Origin of the sequence: Brevibacillus sp. AG162 (assembly GCF_006715575.1) — a bacterium.
Taxonomy (GTDB): domain Bacteria; phylum Bacillota; class Bacilli; order Brevibacillales; family Brevibacillaceae; genus Brevibacillus; species Brevibacillus brevis.
In genome coordinates this window covers 406,819-423,797 of the sequence record NZ_VFNO01000001.1, presented here as the reverse complement: position 1 = coordinate 423,797, position 16,979 = coordinate 406,819, and the positions used below count along the sequence as shown (strand labels likewise).

At 49.7% G+C, this 16,979-nt stretch carries 17 protein-coding genes and 1 other RNA gene; 4 read left to right on the top strand and 14 right to left on the bottom strand.

Features of this window, described 5'->3' with window-relative positions; translation table 11 throughout:
• From pknB to FB479_RS01930, 12 genes are all read right to left on the bottom strand, one after another.
• Complete coding sequence (gene pknB, locus FB479_RS01985) at positions 1-1,983, bottom strand: Stk1 family PASTA domain-containing Ser/Thr kinase (protein ID WP_142061946.1); 1,983 nt, start codon at positions 1,981-1,983, stop codon at positions 1-3.
• 5 nt (positions 1,984-1,988) lie between these two features.
• Positions 1,989-2,744, bottom strand: coding sequence for a Stp1/IreP family PP2C-type Ser/Thr phosphatase (locus FB479_RS01980; protein ID WP_106653319.1), 756 nt, complete (start codon positions 2,742-2,744; stop codon positions 1,989-1,991).
• A 4-nt stretch (positions 2,745-2,748) separates the two neighbouring features.
• A complete protein-coding gene (gene rlmN, locus FB479_RS01975) occupies positions 2,749-3,819 on the bottom strand; it encodes a dual-specificity RNA methyltransferase RlmN (protein ID WP_106653318.1) in 1,071 nt (356 codons plus the stop codon).
• Between the two features lie 211 nt (positions 3,820-4,030).
• Positions 4,031-5,377, bottom strand: coding sequence for a 16S rRNA (cytosine(967)-C(5))-methyltransferase RsmB (rsmB, locus tag FB479_RS01970; RefSeq protein WP_142061943.1), 1,347 nt, complete (start codon positions 5,375-5,377; stop codon positions 4,031-4,033).
• Positions 5,378-5,380: 3 nt separating this feature from the next.
• Entirely contained in the window at positions 5,381-6,331 is a 951-nt protein-coding gene (fmt, locus tag FB479_RS01965) for a methionyl-tRNA formyltransferase (RefSeq protein ID WP_142061940.1), read from the bottom strand.
• Positions 6,332-6,335: 4 nt separating this feature from the next.
• Positions 6,336-6,812: a peptide deformylase gene (gene def / locus FB479_RS01960; RefSeq protein WP_106653315.1), complete on the bottom strand. Its 477-nt coding sequence runs from the start codon at positions 6,810-6,812 to the stop codon at positions 6,336-6,338.
• A 16-nt stretch (positions 6,813-6,828) separates the two neighbouring features.
• The gene (gene priA, locus FB479_RS01955; protein ID WP_142061937.1) at positions 6,829-9,264 is read right to left on the bottom strand and encodes a primosomal protein N'; all 2,436 of its coding nucleotides are present in this window, start codon (positions 9,262-9,264) and stop codon (positions 6,829-6,831) included.
• Positions 9,261-10,508: a bifunctional phosphopantothenoylcysteine decarboxylase/phosphopantothenate--cysteine ligase CoaBC gene (coaBC, locus tag FB479_RS01950; RefSeq protein ID WP_106653313.1), complete on the bottom strand. Its 1,248-nt coding sequence runs from the start codon at positions 10,506-10,508 to the stop codon at positions 9,261-9,263. Before coaBC ends, priA begins: the two co-directional genes overlap by 4 nt.
• 75 nt (positions 10,509-10,583) lie before the next feature.
• The gene (gene rpoZ / locus FB479_RS01945; RefSeq protein WP_106653312.1) at positions 10,584-10,790 is read right to left on the bottom strand and encodes a DNA-directed RNA polymerase subunit omega; all 207 of its coding nucleotides are present in this window, start codon (positions 10,788-10,790) and stop codon (positions 10,584-10,586) included.
• Positions 10,791-10,794: 4 nt separating this feature from the next.
• Positions 10,795-11,415, bottom strand: a complete 621-nt coding sequence (gene gmk, locus FB479_RS01940) for a guanylate kinase (protein ID WP_047068199.1) — start codon at positions 11,413-11,415, stop codon at positions 10,795-10,797.
• 16 nt (positions 11,416-11,431) lie between these two features.
• The gene (gene remA / locus FB479_RS01935; protein WP_015891999.1) at positions 11,432-11,692 is read right to left on the bottom strand and encodes an extracellular matrix/biofilm regulator RemA; all 261 of its coding nucleotides are present in this window, start codon (positions 11,690-11,692) and stop codon (positions 11,432-11,434) included.
• Between the two features lie 24 nt (positions 11,693-11,716).
• Positions 11,717-12,601: a YicC/YloC family endoribonuclease gene (locus FB479_RS01930; protein WP_106653311.1), complete on the bottom strand. Its 885-nt coding sequence runs from the start codon at positions 12,599-12,601 to the stop codon at positions 11,717-11,719.
• A 178-nt stretch (positions 12,602-12,779) separates the two neighbouring features.
• Here FB479_RS01930 and FB479_RS01925 point away from each other — a divergent pair, with 178 nt between their 5' ends.
• From FB479_RS01925 to FB479_RS01915, 3 genes are read left to right on the top strand one after another with little or no spacing between them, the layout of a single operon-like run.
• Positions 12,780-14,519 carry an Rqc2 family fibronectin-binding protein gene (locus FB479_RS01925; RefSeq protein WP_142061934.1) on the top strand — a complete coding sequence of 580 codons (1,740 nt, stop codon included), beginning with the start codon at positions 12,780-12,782 and terminating at the stop codon, positions 14,517-14,519.
• Between the two features lie 36 nt (positions 14,520-14,555).
• Positions 14,556-14,897: a DUF2512 family protein gene (locus tag FB479_RS01920; protein ID WP_007728396.1), complete on the top strand. Its 342-nt coding sequence runs from the start codon at positions 14,556-14,558 to the stop codon at positions 14,895-14,897.
• A gap of 32 nt (positions 14,898-14,929) precedes the next feature.
• Positions 14,930-15,373: a hypothetical protein gene (locus FB479_RS01915; protein ID WP_106653308.1), complete on the top strand. Its 444-nt coding sequence runs from the start codon at positions 14,930-14,932 to the stop codon at positions 15,371-15,373.
• Positions 15,374-15,463: 90 nt separating this feature from the next.
• Here FB479_RS01915 and ssrS read toward each other — a convergent pair.
• Positions 15,464-15,654, bottom strand: a non-coding RNA gene (ssrS, locus tag FB479_RS01910) — 6S RNA.
• Positions 15,655-15,770: 116 nt separating this feature from the next.
• Here ssrS and FB479_RS01905 point away from each other — a divergent pair.
• A complete protein-coding gene (locus FB479_RS01905; RefSeq protein WP_106653554.1) occupies positions 15,771-16,196 on the top strand; it encodes a Gmad2 immunoglobulin-like domain-containing protein in 426 nt (141 codons plus the stop codon).
• A gap of 4 nt (positions 16,197-16,200) precedes the next feature.
• Here FB479_RS01905 and FB479_RS01900 read toward each other — a convergent pair whose 3' ends face one another.
• Complete coding sequence (locus tag FB479_RS01900; protein ID WP_142062909.1) at positions 16,201-16,971, bottom strand: enoyl-CoA hydratase/isomerase family protein; 771 nt, start codon at positions 16,969-16,971, stop codon at positions 16,201-16,203.
• Positions 16,972-16,979: the final 8 nt, after the last annotated feature.

Genomic DNA, 16,979 nt, shown 5'->3' with positions numbered 1-16,979 from the left:
CTATGGCAAGCTGCTATAGGAAATCGAATACTTTTGTGCCTCCATAAAGTTGTTCATGTTCGGCCCTTTGACCAACAGCCTGATCAACGCATCTTTTTGAGGCGACACTACGTATGGCACGTTGTATTCTTTGCTTTCGGATACAGGCTCAGTCAGCACAACCTTCGTTCCACTAGCATCCGTTACTTCAATTTGCACTTCCAACGTATCACCTGGCATCACATCCACATAGACAGGTGAAGTTCCAGTCTTGGCGTCTTGCGGGTATTGGCCATTGCTGACCTCAAGCGGAATCGCTACGTCCTTTTGCACATCCATTCCCGGATCGTATGGGTGAGTGCTGAGAACAATGCCTGGTTTGTCGGTCGTATAAGTAGGCACTTCGGTGATTTTCCCGACAGACAGCCCTTTTTTGAACAATTCTACTTGCGCAGCCTCTACAGATTTATTCCGGACATCCGGCATTTTCACGAAGGCTTTTCCTTTACTAATCGTGACTGTCACATTCGTTTTGGTCGGGAACACCTTTTCATTTGCGGCTGGAGACTGCTTGATAACCGTTCCTACCTCGGCCTTGTCGTCCTCTTCCTCTACAAAAGTGACATTCTCCAGTTTGAAGCCATTGCTTTTCAATGCTTCCTCTGCGGTTGCTCGCGGCAACGTAACCAAATTCGGCATGCTGATCTCTTGTTGTCCTTTGCTTACAAACAAGGTCACAACGGAATTTTCCTTTAACCGCATGGGAGGTGCAGGGTCCTGGCGTATCACCATTCCCTTTTCTATTGTATCATTGGCTTCTTCCACGATACGGGCAACAAGTTTGGCATCCTGAATCTTCTTCTCAGCGAGCGTCACTTCGATCCCTTCCACATGAGGTACCTGTGCCTCTGGAACGGACGGGAACAGATTCAACAGTAAGTTAAATCCGAAGAATGCCAGTACGAAAAACAGTCCGATACCACCTACCCACAACAGGGCTTTGACCCACCATTGTTTCTTGGCTGGTTTGGCATCTTCTTCTTCCGAACGCTGCTCATAGCGGCTACGCCCCGCTCCTCCGGTTTTGCCATTGGTATGGCCTTCGAGCATGTCAGGTGTGATGATCGGCACCACTCGGGTCATCTCTTCATCCACCGGGAACGTCAGCTTTTCTTCGTTTAATCGTTCTGGGAACAGGCAGGTCTCCAAATCTTCTAGCATTTCACTCGCAGATGCGTATCTGAGAAACGGATCCTTTACCAGCGCCTTCAAAATGACATTTTCCACACTCTGTGGGATAGCCGGATTGACTTGGCGCGGCTCTGGAAGCGGCTCCTGCAAATGCTTGAGCGCCACTGATATAGGGGAATCACCGGAAAACGGCAGTTCACCTGTCACCATTTCGTACAAGACGATCCCCAGCGAGTAAATATCGGATTTTTCCCCGGTAATCCCACCGCGCGCCTGCTCTGGTGAAAAATAATGGACAGAGCCAAGCATCGCATTCGTATGCGTAATCGTTGCTGAAGTAACGGCTCGCGCAATCCCGAAGTCCGTAACCTTCACCCGACCATTTTTTCCAATCATAATGTTATGCGGCTTGATATCTCGATGAATGATCTGGTTTTGATGCGCATGATCGAGTGCATCGCAAATTTGCTCGGCGATCCGCACTGCCTCTTCTACCGGCAGCGCACCACGTTGAATGATGACCTCTTTCAACGTATAGCCTTCTATGTACTCCATCACCATGTAATGGGTATCGCCTTCCTGACCGACATCATACACCCCAACCACATTGGGGTGAGATAAGCTCGCCACCGCCTGCGCTTCACGTCGGAAACGATTGACGAAATCTTCGTCCGTACCAAACTGTGAACGCAGCACTTTGACTGCCACTGGACGATTCAAAATTAAATCTTTGGCCTTGTATACAATGGCCATACCGCCCCCACCGACGCGGGATTCTATTTGGTATCGTCCTCCCAGTCGTTGACCTTCCATCTCTCTCACCCCTCTTTCTGACCGGCATCAAGCGTATTTCGTACGGCAACCAGCGTTATGTTATCTTCCCCACCGGCATCCAGTGCTTCCTGCACCAAACCGTCCACCTTCGCTTGTAACGATATCTGTTTCTGCATACTTTCTTCTAAGGAAGGATGACTGACTTTGTTGCTCAGTCCATCTGAGCAAATCAAGACGATATCACCCTCTGACCATTCAAACTGCCCAAGATCAATGAGCACATCCGGTTCAGTCCCGAGCGAACGCATAATAACGTTGCGGTGAGGGTGGACAGACGCCTCCTCGGATGTAATCTGTCCACTTTTCACCAGCTCATTTACAAGGGAATGGTCTTCTGTTTTCAAGACCAGTCCGTCTTGGTTGTAAAAATACAGACGGCTGTCGCCAATATGCGCGGTAATCACGGAGGATTGGTCGAACAAGGCAGCAACCACAGTTGTGCCCATGCCACTGCACTCCGGATGTTCAACCGCATATTCATAGACTTCTTTATTCGCAAGTAGGACGGCGTTCATCAATTGCTCACGCACATCCTCTGCTTCGAGGTCTCCATCTAGGTGACGCAGTTCTTTTACTATTCGCTCAACAGCAAGGCGACTGGCGATATCACCAGCCTGATGGCCACCCATACCATCTGCTACAATGGCGAGCACGCGTCCGTTTAAATCGGTCACACAGGCATAATAGTCCTCGTTAACCTGACGAACGCGGCCAACATGGGATTTCATCGCGATTTCCATGGCATCACCCCACGGTTTCTTTAGCGTGTTGTGCCCTCAATTGTCCGCAAGCAGCAGCAATGTCACTGCCTTGCTCGCGTCTGATGGTCACATTGATTCCTTTTTCTTCTAAAATGCGTTTGAACTGAAAAATCTCATTGCGTGGCGTACGCACATAATCACGCTCTGGTACGTAGTTCACCGGGATCAGATTCACGTGGCAAAGCATGTCGCCAATGAGTTCGGCCAGTTCCTCTGCATGCTCAGGCTGATCGTTTTTCCCACCAAACAGACCATACTCAAAACTAATGCGGCGCCCTGTTTTGTTAATGTAATGGTGACATGCTTCCATCAGCTTCGCAAGCGGGAAGCCCCGGTTGATCGGCATCAGCTGGCTTCTCAGCTCCGTGTTTGGAGCGTGCAGGGAAATCGCCAGGTTCACTTGTCCGCCTCGCTCAGCGAACTCGTAAATCTTCGGCACAATTCCACTGGTGGAAACCGTAATGTGTCGAGCACCGATATTCAGTCCACGGTTATCGTTGATGACGGACAAGAACGCCATCAAGCTCTCGAAGTTCTCGAAAGGCTCCCCGATCCCCATGACGACTACGTGACTGACACGCTCACCTTCCGCATCCAATCTGCGTTGTGCTGTCAATACTTGAGAGACGATTTCACCTGCATCCAGGTTACGCTTTAATCCACCTAGTGTAGACGCACAAAACGTACATCCAATACGGCAACCAACCTGTGTCGTAACACAAATGCTGTTTCCGTAGTTATGACGCATAATCACGGTCTCAATCGCATGGCCATCGACAAGCTGGAACAAAAACTTGATCGTCCCATCCTGCGACTCCTGATGCGTGATTTCTTTGAGTGGCTCCATGCGGAATGTTTCTGCCAGCTTTTGGCGCAACTCCTTGGACAAATTGCTCATCTCTTCAAAAGAAGTGACGCGCTTTACATATAGCCAGTCAAAAATTTGTTGCGCGCGAAATGCTTTGTCGCCGGCACTAACCAGCCATTCCTTCATTTCATCTTGCGTCAAACTGTAAATAAGCGGCTTTGCGCCAGTAAATGTCGTTAATGGCATTCTATCTCCACATCCTCAAAATCATTGCTTGCCTAAATCCATTCTATCATTGTACCTCGTGGGGCGTCTCGCTTCAAACGGTTTTGACATCCAGATTCATAAATGCGTCACTTTTCCTAGTGTAAACCAATCCGAGCGCTCGCAAACAAAGGCAAAGGAGTGGCATTTTCCACCAGTTGGTGCGCCACCCCTTGTTTGTACGTCCGTTTCCTTACCCTCTTCGTTTCAATCGCGCGATAAAGAATCCATCACTCTCGAAATGGTGAGGCAAAATTTGTACGCAGGCTCCGGTTTCATCGATATGCACTCTGACAGCCTCAGGCAGGTCTTGTGCCAGTGTATCATCGAATACGAAATCAGGGTGTTCTTCGACAAAGCGGCGAACTATCTCCTGGTTTTCTGCCGGCTCGATCGTACATGTGCTGTAAACCATCACACCACCCTGAGCAAGCATTGGCGCCAATGTCTTGAGCAGTTCGTACTGTAGCTGAGCAATCGCACGGACATCTTCAGGCGTTTTGTTCCATTTTAGATCAGGCTTGCGACGAATCACGCCAAATCCGGTGCATGGCGCATCCAGAAGGATTCGATCGAAAGTTCCCAGCGCTTTTTCTGGTAGGTCCAGCGCATCACTAACGATTGGCTCGATGATCGTAATTCCGAGTCTTTTCGCTGCACCAGCAATCAGATCGCGTTTGTGCGGATGCACGTCACTCGCAATGATTTGCCCGTGGTTTTCCATCATTTCCGCTATGTGCGTTGTTTTTCCACCAGGTGCCGCGCAAGCATCCAGTACACGCATGCCTGGCTGGGCAGCAAGAGCTGGTGCTACGAGCATGGAACTCTCATCCTGGATCGTGAAGTAGCCTTCCTTGAACAAGCGAGAGCCTGCTGCATGTCCGCCTTCCATCAGAATGGCATGAGGACTGACAGACGATGCTTGTCCTTCCAGTCCTTCCTCCGCCAGCTTGTCCAGCACTTGATCCTTCGTCGTTTTCCATGCATTGACCCGGACAGAGCTATGCGGAGTTCTGTTGTTGGCTTCGCAAATCGCAATCGTCGTCTCTTCGCCATATACGGCAAGCCACTGACGCACAAGCCATTCTGGATGAGAATACGCTACGGCGATTTGCAAGGCACGGCCGCCTTTTGGCTGACGCTCCCACACATCCGGCTGGCGCAATACATTGCGCAAAACACCGTTGACCATCGAAGCAATCCCTTGATGACCGCGTTTTTTGGCAATTTCAACCGCCTGGTGTACGGCAGCACGCTCAGGAATACGGTCCAAAAAGCGAATTTGATACAAGCTGAGACGCAGCAAATTACGGACCCAGGTCTGGACCTTTTTATTCCCGACAAAATGGGACAGGACATGATCCAGCGTCAACTTGCGCTGAATGGTACCGTACACAAGCTCTGTCACCAGCCCTGCATCTGCTGCACTGAGATTTTCCCGGTCCAAAACATTGCGCAGCTCAAGATTGCTGTAGGACTTATGTTCTTCTACCCTGTTCAAAACATCGAGGGCAATATCGCGAGCTCCCTTTTTTGCCACGGACTATTCTCCTACCTTTGTGCCGATTTCAATGCTGCTGCCCGCTCCGCGCAAAAAGTCGAGTGCACTCATACGTTTTTTGCCTTCTGGCTGCAATTCGGTTATTTTCACTGCACCGCTTCCGCAAGCGACAACGATCCCGTCTTCCTCGCGGGCGATGATCGTTCCCGGCTCTTTTCCTTCACCGGACGAAGACATTTTCTCTACCCACCACAACTTCCAAATTTTGCCTTCGCATGTGGTAAATGCGACAGGCCACGGATTCAAGCCGCGGACTTGGTTGTAAATCTGTTCCGCAGAACGGCTCCAGTCGATTTTTTCGTCTGTTCGCTTAATATTCGGGGCAAAAGTCGCTGCCGAATGATCCTGTTGCGCTGCTGCGAGCTCACCAGCCAACAGGCGCGGAACGGTAGAAATCAACAGCTCAGAGCCTGCCGCAGCCAATTTGTCATGCAAGGTCCCCACGGTATCGCGCTCCTCAATCGGCACGACTACCTTGGACAACATATCCCCTGCATCGAGAGCTTCCACCATGTACATGATGGTCACGCCTGTTTCCGCTTCTCCCTCGACAATCGATTTATGAATCGGGGCACCCCCGCGATATTTCGGCAAAAGAGAGGCGTGCACATTGATGCAGCCATATTTCGGTGCATCGAGCAGTTTTTTAGGCAAAATCTGTCCATACGCCGCGGTAATGATCAGATCAGGCTCTAGTGCCAACACTTCATCCAAGGCTTCTTCTGCCTTGATTTTCTCCGGTTGCAATACCAAAAGTCCATGACGCAAAGCCGCCTCCTTCACGGGGGGCGGCGTCAATACTTGCTTGCGTCCAACGGGACGATCGGGTTGTGTGACGACTCCAATCACGTTGTAGCCTGCTTCGAGTACAGCCGTAAGACTCGATACAGCAAAGTCAGGCGTACCCATAAACAGGATGCGAGCATCTTTCAAATGGTTACTCCCCTTCCTGGTTCGGGTTTACTTTGTACACCTTGTCAGCTACATCGATAAAGAGGACACCGTTCAAATGATCGATCTCGTGTTGAGCGCAGCGGGACAACAGGTCGTCTGCCTCGAGCTCAATCACATTCCCGTCACGATCATGACCGCGCAGCTTGATCCACTTGTGGCGGCGAACGTCTCCTTGCAGACCTGGAATGCTCAGGCAACCTTCTGGATAATCGTATTGCTCCCCTTCATGCTCCACGATTTCCGGATTGATCATTTCAATCAGTCCATCACCGCAATCCATCACGATGACACGCTTGGAGATGCCCACTTGTGGAGCAGCCAAGCCAACACCGTCTGCATCGTACATCGTATCTGCCATATCATCAAGCAGCTTGTGCAAGTTGGAATTAAATTTGGTTACAACCATTGCCTTTTCACGCAAAATCGGATCTGGATGTTTTACAATTGTGCGAATAGCCATGTGTTTCATATCCTCCCTAAAGCAGTACGTAAGGGTCGACGTCAATCGTCATCAATACTTTCTGCTGTTTGTTCCATTCTTCAAACGCAGCCGTCGCCTGAGCGAGCAAGTCTGACAGTTGCGGTTCATCACGATATTTTAGCATGATCTGAAAACGAAATCTATCCTTCACCCTTGCAATGGGCGAAGCGACTGGGCCCAAGAGGATTGTTGTCTGTGCCAAACGCTGCCGCAAATAGTCAGCCATTGTATGCGCACCGCGGATAACAACAGGTACATCCTCGTGGCTAAACGTAATTAATACGAGACGGAAATACGGCGGGTAGCCTGTTCGTCTGCGCTGCATCATTTCATCCTGATAAAATGCGGGATAATCATGCTTGGTCGCATGAACAATGCTGTAGTGCTCTGGCGTATACGTCTGAATTACGACATCGCCGTCCAGCTCATGCCGTCCTGCCCGTCCACCTACCTGCGTCAAGAGCTGAAATGTCTTTTCCGCTGCACGGAAGTCAGGCAGATGCAAGGAAGTATCCGCTGCAATAATTCCCGCCAGCGTTACTCGTGGAAAATCAAGGCCCTTGGCAATCATTTGGGTACCGAGCAAAACGTCGCCTTGACCCGAACGGAATTTGTTTAGCAGCTCTTCGTGAGAGCCTTTTCGCGAGGTCGTATCCACGTCCATTCGGATGACCCGGATTCCCGGGAACAGTTTTGCCAGCTCCGCTTCCACCTTTTGCGTTCCGGTACCAAAAAAGCGTATATGCTCACTCTGACACTCCGGACAATGCTTGGGCTGTGTGATGGTGTATCCACAGTAATGGCAGCGCGCTGTATGATTCGTTTTATGGTAAGTAAGCGAGATGTCGCAATGAACGCAGCGCATCGTATAGCCACAGGAGCGGCACATGACAAAGGTAGAAAAGCCTCTTCGGTTAAGGAAAATGACCATCTGTTCTTCTTTTGCCAGTCGATCTGCAATCATCTCATGCAGCTTCCGGCTGAACATCGAACGATTCTCGGCCTGAAGCTCCTCGCGCATATCTACAACATGTACCTCCGGCATCGGGCGATTCCCGACACGCTCCGGCATGCGCAACAGCTCGTATCGGCCTCGTGTAGCCAGTGCATACGTCTCCAAGGCAGGAGTCGCGCTTCCCATGACGAGTACACCCTGATTTTCTTTCGCTCGCCACAGGGCTACTTCCCGTGCATGGTAGCGCGGGGTCTCTTCTTGCTTATACGAGCTCTCATGCTCTTCATCGATCACAATCAGACCAACATTCCGAAACGGAGCAAAGATGGCAGATCGTGCACCTACCACCACTTTGACCTGATTGCGAATGATTTTGCGCCACTCGTCATAGCGCTCTCCTTGTGACAGCGCACTGTGCAAAACAGCTACGTCTGCACCAAAGCGAGCTTTGAAGCGCTCCACCATTTGCGGAGTCAGTGAAATTTCCGGAACGAGAAAGATCGCCTCGCGACCTTTTTCCAACGTGCGTTCGATCGCTTCGAGATACACTTCTGTCTTACCGCTTCCAGTGACGCCGTGCAGCAAGTAAGAAGCATAGGTTCCCGATTCAATCGATTGCAAGATAGGTTTCAGTGCCGCTTCCTGTACCGGGGTAAAGACAGGCTTCTGCTTATCCTGGAAACGTCGATTGGCGTACGGGTCCCGGTAGACCTCCACTTGCTCGATCGCGATCCAGCCTTTTGATTCCAGGCTTTTTAGCGGAGAGCGCGTAATTCCGTATTCATCCCGCAGCATTTGTACAGATAAGGACTGCTCCTTGTGCATGAGCATCAGTTGAAGGACACGGCGCATCTGCTCCGCCCGTGCTGGCAACGAACCAATCGCTTCTTCCAGCTTACCTTCATCCAATAAGCTCCGCACAAATGATTGCTGCTTGCGGGTAATTTTGTCCCTTACTTGATACTCCGTAGCAAGCAGACCACTCTGTATCCAACCGGGAACGAGCAAATACTCCTCTGCAAATTGTTTCTCCACTTCAGTCAGCGGAATTTGCCGTTTGCGAAACATTTCCCACAGAAGCCCCGATCTCCCGCATGCTTCTTCGTCTAATGCGTCTGTCGCCGTCAGCCACTTCTCCGACTTCCCTTTTAGCACAGCCGGAAGCATCGCCTGTACAGCTGTTACCCACGGACACAAGTATTGCTTGGACATCCATTCGCTCATCTTTAGCAGCTCTGGCGTAAGAGGAGGAGTGTCGTCTTGTACTTGCACAACATCTTTTAGACGCGAACGATCTGGTATGGCTTCGTCATCCTCTACAATCCCGATGACATAGCCTTGCAGTTGGCGGGGACCAAAGGGGACAACCACACGACTACCAATGCGAATCAGTGGACGCAGCCAAGGCGGAACATGGTAATCAAAAGGTCGATTCGTTCGATTGACCGGTACGTCCACGATAATTTGGGCAATCATGACAGGTCTCGGAGCGGTTTATGCTCTTGCACGGCAAGGACAGCATCAAACAGCTTGTCTGCCACAGCCCGCTTGCTCAATTTATCCAATGCCAGTTGCTCTCCGCCACGGGTTAGCAAGGTCACGATATTCGTATCGCTCCCCATTCCTGCTCCCTCAAGCAATACGTTATTGGCTACGATCATATCGAGGTTTTTTCGCTCCAGCTTGGACTGGGCATGCTGTAACACATTTTGGGTCTCTGCTGCAAAGCCCACGACGAATTGCTTCGTTTTCCGCTCACCAATGGTCTTTAAAATATCGGGTGCTTTCTCTAGCGAAAGTTCGAGTGGACCATCACCCTTTTTCATCTTATGTTCAGCTACATGCTTTGGTCGATAATCGGATACGGCTGCTGATTTGACGACGATGTCACAGTGCGGCAACTGCTCCATAACGGCATCAAACATTTCTTGTACCGATTCCACCGCGATGAATTCTACTCCATCAGGACGTGCCAAGGTAGTCGGCCCACTTATCAGTGTGACCTTCGCCCCTCTGTCTCTTGCCGCTTCCGCGATGGCGTAGCCCATTTTTCCTGAAGCATGATTGGTTATGTAACGAACGGGATCAATTTTTTCACGCGTCGGTCCCGCTGTGATCAGTACGTGCTTATCCTGCAAATCTTTTTCTCGGATCGTTTGTCTGGTCTCATCGGAAGCAAACCACTGACGAACAGCTTCGACGATTTCCTCTGGCTCCGCCAAACGTCCTTTGCCAATCCAGCCACATGCCAAGAGCCCGACACCCGGTTCAACAAACCGATAACCATAGGCCGTAAGCTTATCCATATTTGCGATAACCGCCGGGTGATTGTACATATTGACGTTCATGGCGGGTGCGACCATGACAGGCGCCTTCGTAGCCAGTACTGTCGTCGTCAGCATATCATCCGCAATGCCATTCGCCATTTTGCCAATCACGTTGGCCGTTGCTGGCGCGATTAAAACGAGATCAGCTCGATCAGCCAGTTCGATATGGCTAATCACATGCGGATCTGGCTCCGTAAACGTATCTGTATAAACAGGCAGGTGAGACAAGGCTTGAAACGTCAAAGGCTGAATAAACTGTAAAGCGCTCTCTGTCAAAATGACATGCACCAATGCACCTGCCTGTGTCAGCTTGCTGGTCAGTGCAGCAGCCTTGTAAGCAGCGATGCCGCCAGATACTCCAAGAACAATTCGTTTTCCTGCAAGCGAATGCATCTGCACTCTCTCCTTTCTCCCCTATCCGAAATCCGAAAAAAACAACCTCGTGAGGTTGTTTTTAAAGGTGACTGCTTATTTGCGACCGTCCAAAAACTCGTGAACGAGCTCGTCGGAGATGAACTCTTCCAGTGCCAAACCTACAAACTTTTTGGATTTTGGTCTCACCACTTGAATTTCGCTGTTTTCGCGAAGCTGACGCGCACGCTTGGATGCTACTGTCACCAGGATGTACTTGCTCTCCGCTTTTTGGGTCAATTCGTCAATAGATGGATACAACATAATTCTATTCAACCTCCTGTAACCATTTGCGATATTTGTGAACCTGACGATCTTTTTTCAGATGCTCCGCTGTAATAATCGCTTGAATTCGATCGCAAGCCGATTCGATGACGTCATTGACAACTACATAATCGTAGTGGTCCATGAGCTCGATTTCAGCACGCGCCACTTCCATGCGCTTGCGAATGATCTCTTGTGATTCTGTCCCGCGTCCCACGATCCGGTTTTCCAGTTCGTTTAAATCAGGCGGAGCCAGGAACAGGAATGTACCTTGCGGGAATCGCTCTTTCACTTGAAGAGCACCCTGAACTTCAATCTCAAGAATAACATCGCGCCCCTCATTCAGCATATCGTCCACGAACTGACGAGGTGTTCCGTAGTAATTTCCTACGTATTCTGCCCATTCCAGAAGAGCATCTTCTTCAATCATCTGCTTGAACTCTTCCTGGCTTTTAAAAAAGTAATTAACTCCTTCCACCTCTCCAGGACGCGGCTGGCGTGTGGTAGCGGAAACAGAATACACCAGATCAGGCATTACTTCACGAAGTGCCTTGCAAACTGTTCCTTTTCCCACACCAGCTGGTCCGGAAAGAACCAAAAGGAGACCACGATCAACCATACTCATTGTTTACACTCCTACTTTATTCGTCCGATTCGTCATCCTTCGTAGTCAAACGCTGTGCCACTGTTTCTGGCTGTACCGCTGACAAAATCACGTGATCGCTGTCTGTAATAATTACCGCACGTGTGCGTCTCCCATAGGTCGCGTCCACTAGCATGTTGCGATCACGCGCTTCCTGGATGATCCGTTTGATAGGAGCGGACTCCGGACTTACAATTGAAATAATGCGGTTGGCATTGACGATGTTGCCAAAACCGATATTGATTAGCTTGATTGCCATGACGGCCCAGCCCATCCTTTCATGCTACTCAACATTCTGTATCTGCTCCCGCATCTTCTCCAGTTCTGTCTTGATCTCGACAGCTAGATGCTGAATGCGCAAATGATTCGCTTTGGAAGCAATCGTATTGGCTTCCCGATTCATTTCCTGGAGCAGAAAATCCAGTTTTCGACCAATTGCTTCTTCTTTGCCTAATTGATTGGCAAACTGTTGGCAATGACTATCTAAACGGGTCAACTCTTCACTAATATCACTTTTATCAGCGAAAAAGGCAACCTCTTGCGCTACACGAGCAGGGTCCAATTCAAAAGGTGTCAACCCGGCCCACTCACTTACACGTTGCTCAAGTCGGCCCTTATAATCTTCCCTACAAAGTGGGGCCAACTGGGAGATCTCCCGCGTCCATGTGTTGACGGCAGTCAGGCGACTGGCTAGATCAGCGTGCAGCAGATTACCCTCGGTCTCTTTCATCGAAACGAGATCCATTGCCGCGCCCCTGACCAGGTCTTGGAGCCACTCTGCCAGCTCCTCCACATTGTCTTCTGACTCTTTGGTATGTATCACGCCTGGAAAGTGCAGCAGATCCTTGACGGTTAAAGGCGTCTCTAGCGAAAAACGCTGAGTCATCTCGCGGGAAATGGAGACTAGCTGTTCAGCTACATCCCAGTCAATGTCCATAACCGTAGCAGAAGAACTTTTGCCTTCCACTGAGACAGTAACATCGACTCGTCCTCTTCTGACGTACTGTGCGACCAGCTTTCGAATCGAATCCTCAAGCATATTCCATGCTTTGGGCAGGCGCACGACAATCTCAGAAAAGCGGTGATTCACTGCGCGAATCTCGACTGTTGCTCGAATGGAGCCTCTGCTATCTTCTTTTCTACCGTAACCAGTCATGCTTCGAATCACAAGTTTTCACTTCCATAGACGCAAAATCGTTAATTTATTATAGGAGACAACTCTTGGCAGTGTCAACCGAAGCAACCCCACCACGATAAGATTCCTCCTTGCTCTGACTTATGCTACACTGTGACTGGCAGCTCTCTATCTATTATTCTAGCCATTTTTTTGATCTGAGGTGACCTTTGTGGCGTTTGATGGCGTAGTAACCCGCTCCGTTGCGCGGGAATTACATAAACTGGTAGGAGGACGCATCTCGAAAATCCACCAGCCCCACCATAGCGATATTGTTATGCAAGTACGGACACAAGGAGAAACAGTAAAGTTCCTCCTGTCTGCAAACCCGACCTATCCGAGGCTTCATATCACGACAGAAGAATTCACGAATCCGCTGGAAGCTCCGATGTTTTGCATGCTATTGCGCAAGCATTGTGAGGGCGGCGTAATTGAATCTGTCCAGCAAATCGGGATGGAGCGAATCATTCACATCGACGTACGCACCCGGGATGAGCTGGGTGACACGGCTGTCCGCCGAATTATTGTAGAGATCATGGGCAAGCACAGTAACATCATCCTCATCGATCCTGCAACCGGAATGATTTTGGATAGCGCCATGCATGTGACGCTCGCCATTAGCCAATACAGACAAGTTACGCCTGGCAGACCTTATGTCTCTCCTCCGAGCCAAGATAAACGCGACCCTCTCACTGTAACCGAGCAAGCGTTTATTTCTTCCCTCGACTGGAACGGCGGCCGTTTGGACAAGCAAATCGTAGAAGGCTATACCGGGATCAGTCCCTTATTGGCAAAAGAAATTTTGCACAGAGCTGGCCTCGCGAATCGTGAAACACTGTGGGCTGCCTTTTCACAGGTGATGAAGGCAATCAATGCTCATGAGTATGTGCCATCCATTGTAGAGGCAAACGGCAAAGCGTATTTTCACGTCGTCGAGCTGACTCATCTCTCAATCGGAGTTACCACCCCCTGTTCTTCCGTCCAAGAATGCTTGCAGGCATTTTACGAGGGAAAGGCACTCCGTGACACAGTCAAACAACGCGCGCACGATTTGATTCGCTTTGTCACCAGTGAGCGCAATAAAAATGAAAAGAAAATCGAGAAGCTCGAGCAAACGCTGCAAGATGCGCATGAAGCAGATCAGTTCCGCCTGTACGGTGAATTGATCACCGCCAATATGCACCAAATGAAGCGAGGAGATCGCGAGCTCGTCACAGTCAACTGGTATGACGAGTCGGGAGGTACCATCACGATCCCGCTCGATCCGTTAAAGACCCCGTCGGAAAATTTGCAGTCGTATTACAAGCGGTATAACAAGGCCAAAAACAGCCTTTCTATCGTGAGTGAGCAGATTGAGCAAGCGCAGGCTGAACTCTTGTATTTGGATGGCGTATTGGTTCAACTGGAACATGCCACCTTAAAAGATGCCGAAGAAATTCGCGAGGAGCTCGTTGAGCAAGGCTACATGCGAGATCGTAAAAAACGCGGCCCGCGCAAGAAAAAAGATACCAGACCAGAGCTCGATACGTACCTATCTTCGGACGGCATTGAAATTTTGGTCGGCAAAAACAATAAGCAAAATGAATACTTGACCAACAAGCTCGCATCGTCGCAAGAAACATGGCTGCACACCAAGGATATCCCTGGGTCCCATGTTGTCATTCGAGCGCGTGAATTTTCGGATGAGACGTTGCTTGAAGCAGCGAATCTGGCGGCTTATTTCAGTCGTGCCAAAGAGGGCAGTCAAATTCCCGTAGACTACACGCTCATCAAGCATGTAAAAAAACCAAGCGGGGCCAAGCCTGGCTATGTGATCTACGAGCAGCAGCGAACGCTGTATGTGACACCAGATGAAGCACTTATCCGCCGTTTAAAATCAAACACCTCTTCTACGAATAGTGCGACTACCTAAGTTCATACTAAGGGCATGAAAGGTGGTGTTCGCTCTTTGAACATCGTTCTCAAGCTCTTGTTTAACGGAATTATTGCCATTCCAGGGCTTTGGTGGTCGGGAACGTCCCTTATGTTTGCAGTGCTCGCAAGCGTGATTGTCAGTTTACTGGGTTATGTCCTTGATTTGACGATCCTCCCCCGAACGAACAATACGTTTGCGAGCTCCGCTGATTTCTTGTTCGTGTTTGCCTCCTTGTGGCTTGGCTGTTACTTGTTTGGTCAGACTATATCCTTATCTGGTTTGTTGTTGACGGCATTTGCCATTACGGTGGTGGAATACTTTTTCCATGGTTATCTACAACGGCACGGTGTCCATCATTCCAAACATCCGGGCTGAAGCATCATTTCTATTTTGGAAGGAGGATCAGGATGAACGTCATTGGCATCATCCAGACCGATCTTAACGAATTCAACGTGCTGTTTGAGCAGCAAGGCGGACAAGGCGGAAACGGACAAGGACAGCAATCACAGGACAGCGGACAAAACAACCAACAAAACCAAGACAGCGACTCGATGTTTCTCAGCTTTCTCGATGAGCAGCCCAGTTCAAATGAAAACAGCGGGCAAGGGAACAGCCAAGGCGGACAGCAGCAAAATGGCAATAGCCCGCAAGAGCTGACCGTTCGCATTAAAGGAATTCCTGAGGGACAAAAAGCTAACTTCCTGCAAATGTATCAAATTCTCCAAGATGCCCAAGACTCCCAATCACTTGAAAAAGACCTGACCATAGTTGATCACGGAGACCAAGACCAGGGTAGCCAAAAACAAGGACAGGGTCACGGCTCGGGCAAGCAAAACAAAACCACCCATTAATCTAGGTACAAAAACAAAAACCACCTGGAAGCAAATTCCAAGTGGTTTTTGTTTTTGTACTATCGGCAATTCATTACATTCATAAACGGCCAAGTCCCCGCTCTGCCGTTGACCTCATGTTTCTATAACCTGCGCTCACACAGGTGGGCGACCCTTCTGCACTTCAGCCTTCCCATGCATCCAAAAAGGAGGTGGGCCTGACATCCATCACAGTTTCCGTCTCCCAAAAAACACGTATAAGGTTAGAAACATTTACGGCCTATCGTACATCGCAGGATCTTGATATCCCTACTTTATCACAGAATGGTCCTTTGCTCAACGGATAAAGTTCCCTAAGAATAGTTCCATTCCAATTTCGCCAACCTAGAGAGGAAAACGAATGAAGGGAAGGAAAAACATGCAATTTCGAACAAACATGCTGACAACCTGCTTACTCGCCATGAGCTTGACTGCTGTCTCATTCCCCGCCATCATTCCGTCCACAGCAGCTAATACACATTCTCATCCTGTTGGCGAGGATAAGGGACGGTACGAGAATGAATCATTTCGGAATATTACGATCACCAAAACAGGCGAAGGGCAATATACGATCAAGGGGGAAGCCCGCGTGAACGAAGCCAACGTACGATTCGTCGTAACGGACGGAGACAAGACATTGGCAAATAGCTTTGTAACAGCAAGCATGGGCGCTCCCGAATGGGGGAGCTTTTCCATCGATCTCAAGCTGGACCCGAGCGCAAAATCACCTGTGCTTTCTTTATTCGAGGAAAGTGCAGCGACAGGACAGCGGATTCATGAATTAACCATTCCACTTCCTAAATAAAACGCTACGTCCGCTTTAGCTTCGCTTGTACAAGCGTCTGAAATTCAGGGCGTGCGATCAGGGACGGCTGCTGTTGCTTTTCCCAGGCCAGAGCATATTCTAGGCCGTTTGCCTGGCAGCGTCCCAACCCCTCTTTTGTTACGGCATACGCTTGCTTCGGCAGGCGCCGTACCGCAGCAACCATTTTTTCAACCTCACTTTCGACTTGACTGGCTTCTGCCGCTCGATAGATCAAGCCGATTTCCTCCGCTTTTTTCCCTGTAATCCTTTCTCCCAGCAGTGCAAGCCTCTTCGCCCACGCTGTACCAACAAGTCTCGGCAAAAGGTATGTCCCGCCAAAATCCGTTGTCAGACCGATTTGGACAAAAGGCTCCTGCAACAGGGCATCTTCTGTCGCAATGACAAAATCAGCATGCAACGCGAGATTGAGTCCCGCTCCGACGGCAACTCCCTCGATGACAGCAATTACAGGCTTTGGCATTTGATGCAAGTTGGTGATGAAATCATTAATGATCGTCAATGATTGATCAGCGTCACTCTTATCCGTCAGCGCGGTCAACACGCCTAAATCAGCACCGGAGCAAAAGTTCCCCCCTGCTCCCCGCAAAATAAGCACATCGACTTCCTCATCTGCTGAAGCTTTTGCGATAGCGTCCTGCAAAAGGGAAAACATTTCTACCGTCATCGCATTGAGGACGTGTGGTCTGTTGAGCGTAATCGTGCAGATTCCATCACCTTTTGTTACGATCAGTTGCGTATGATGATCCTGTTCCATCATTTTTC